The 1,880-nt window shown below is 40.5% G+C and carries 1 protein-coding gene; it reads right to left on the reverse strand.

The genetic code is table 11. The features are described from left to right. Positions 1–1,165: group II intron reverse transcriptase/maturase (gene ltrA / locus PL9214_RS29660; RefSeq protein WP_072722827.1), on the reverse strand; the 1,165-nt coding region annotated here is incomplete at its 3' end. Between the last annotated feature and the right edge of the window lie 715 nt (positions 1,166–1,880).

The following is a 1,880-nucleotide window of genomic DNA, read 5'->3' on the forward strand; positions in this document are numbered from 1 at the left end:
GTTTGATTAATGCGTATTGAGGTGCAGTTTTGTGGGTTTTAATCACTTCTTTCACTTTATCCGCGTGAGCTTTAATTGCCTTTTTACTAGGTTTAATTAGGGTTTTAAATCCTAATTGTTTGGTGTTTCCTCCTGTTGTACCACAATGGTGTTTACCAACTGGATATTGTCGGAAATTCCAACCTAGAAAATCGAATCCTGGTTGTACCTTTTCGTCTTTTACTTCGATTTCTCTCAGTGTGTGACAGATTCGGGTTTTAGTTGGTTTCAGTTCTAACCCGATGGGTTTTAACCATTCTTCGATAGCAATTTGGCACTGTTGTATGATTTCTAATTGTGGACTTATCACCACGAAATCATCGGCATATCTGATGACTTGAGCTTGAACGCGGTTATTCTTTTTAGGGAATTTGTGTTTAATTAACTCAATCATTCCATCCAGTGCGATGTTAGCAAGTAAAGGACTGATGACCCCCCCTTGCGGAGTGCCCGCCTCTGTTGCTTCAAATATGCCGTTATCCATCACTCCAGCTTTCAACCATTGTCTGATTTGGGCTTTTATTGTTGATGGACAATCAATTTTGGACAGTAGGTAATCATGATTAATCTGGTCAAAACACTTTGAGATGTCAGCATCTAGGATGTAATATTCACCTTTGCTGATGCTTTGGAAGATTCGTGACATCGCGTCATGGGCAGAGCGTCCGGGTCTAAACCCGTAACTTTCACCCTCGAATCTGGCTTCCCATTGAGGTTCTAATGCCAATTTAACCAAGGCTTGCCTGACTCTATCTTGTAGAGTTGGGATTCCTAAAGGACGTTTTTCTCCGTTAGGTTTGGGTATCCATTTTCTTCGGAGTGGTTTCGCCTTTTGGTATTTACTCAGGTTTTGAGCAAGTTCTAGTCGTTGCTTGGGTGTGATGGATTTAATGCCATCAACCCCGGCTGTTTTCTTGCCCTGATTATCTTGAGTAACCCTTCTGATTGCTAAGAGTTTGGCGTAATATGACTTAACTAGAAGTTTTTGGAGCTTTCGAGCTTTCGCATTTTGTCCCGATAATGATGCTTGGTAAATTCTCTTTTGCAGCTTAAATACTACCCGTTGGACTTTCGCCCAATTGATAGAATTCCATGCTTCCGTAGTCTTGGTTATACTCGTTTTCACCGTTTTTACTGCTAATTGAAACCTTACCTAACAACTAAACCGGAATCTATCAGCGTATCCTAAATATTACATCTAGGCTTTAGCTTCTGACTCCATCTCTGGCCCTCATAACATACGCTTTAGATTTGTAGCTACCTAACAGTATTCGACCACTGTAGGAGTATATGAGGGGTTTTAACGTTCCTTGAAAATGGGTTTATTGCCTTTAGAATCATCCTATCTGCCGGGGTACTTTTGGGAGTCTAAGTAAGTGTTATACGGAATTAACCTTACCTTTTATAGAGGGTTTGTTGAGCCCCCTACCTTTTCCCCTTGTTCTTTTGAACGCAGCGTAATCAAGTCAATTTCGCTACTTAATTTTTACGACAGTTCAAGCCGGATGTTTACTTTCGTTATTCTTGGGCAATTGGCTAGAGAAATTCTTAGATTTTGACTTAAATCCGTTTTCCCGTTACTCCCAGCTTCAGTGTTTTGATAATCAGTCTGACACTGTGGGAATTGCCGAATCTCTTTGGAATAGGCTACCGTACTTTATTATTCGGAAAGCCGCACCATTGACTCCGAGATTGACCTTCCTTTAAGGTCACATTTTCAAAGTTAAGATAGATTTAATTGGATTTACTATTGATTTAGCATCAATTACCAATTGTCTGAACCTATCTCCCTGCTTACGTTTCGGTGTTTAAACCTAAACTTTGGCAGGAACGTCTCGCAC

The sequence above is a fragment of the Planktothrix tepida PCC 9214 genome, from assembly GCF_900009145.1.
Taxonomy (GTDB): domain Bacteria; phylum Cyanobacteriota; class Cyanobacteriia; order Cyanobacteriales; family Microcoleaceae; genus Planktothrix; species Planktothrix tepida.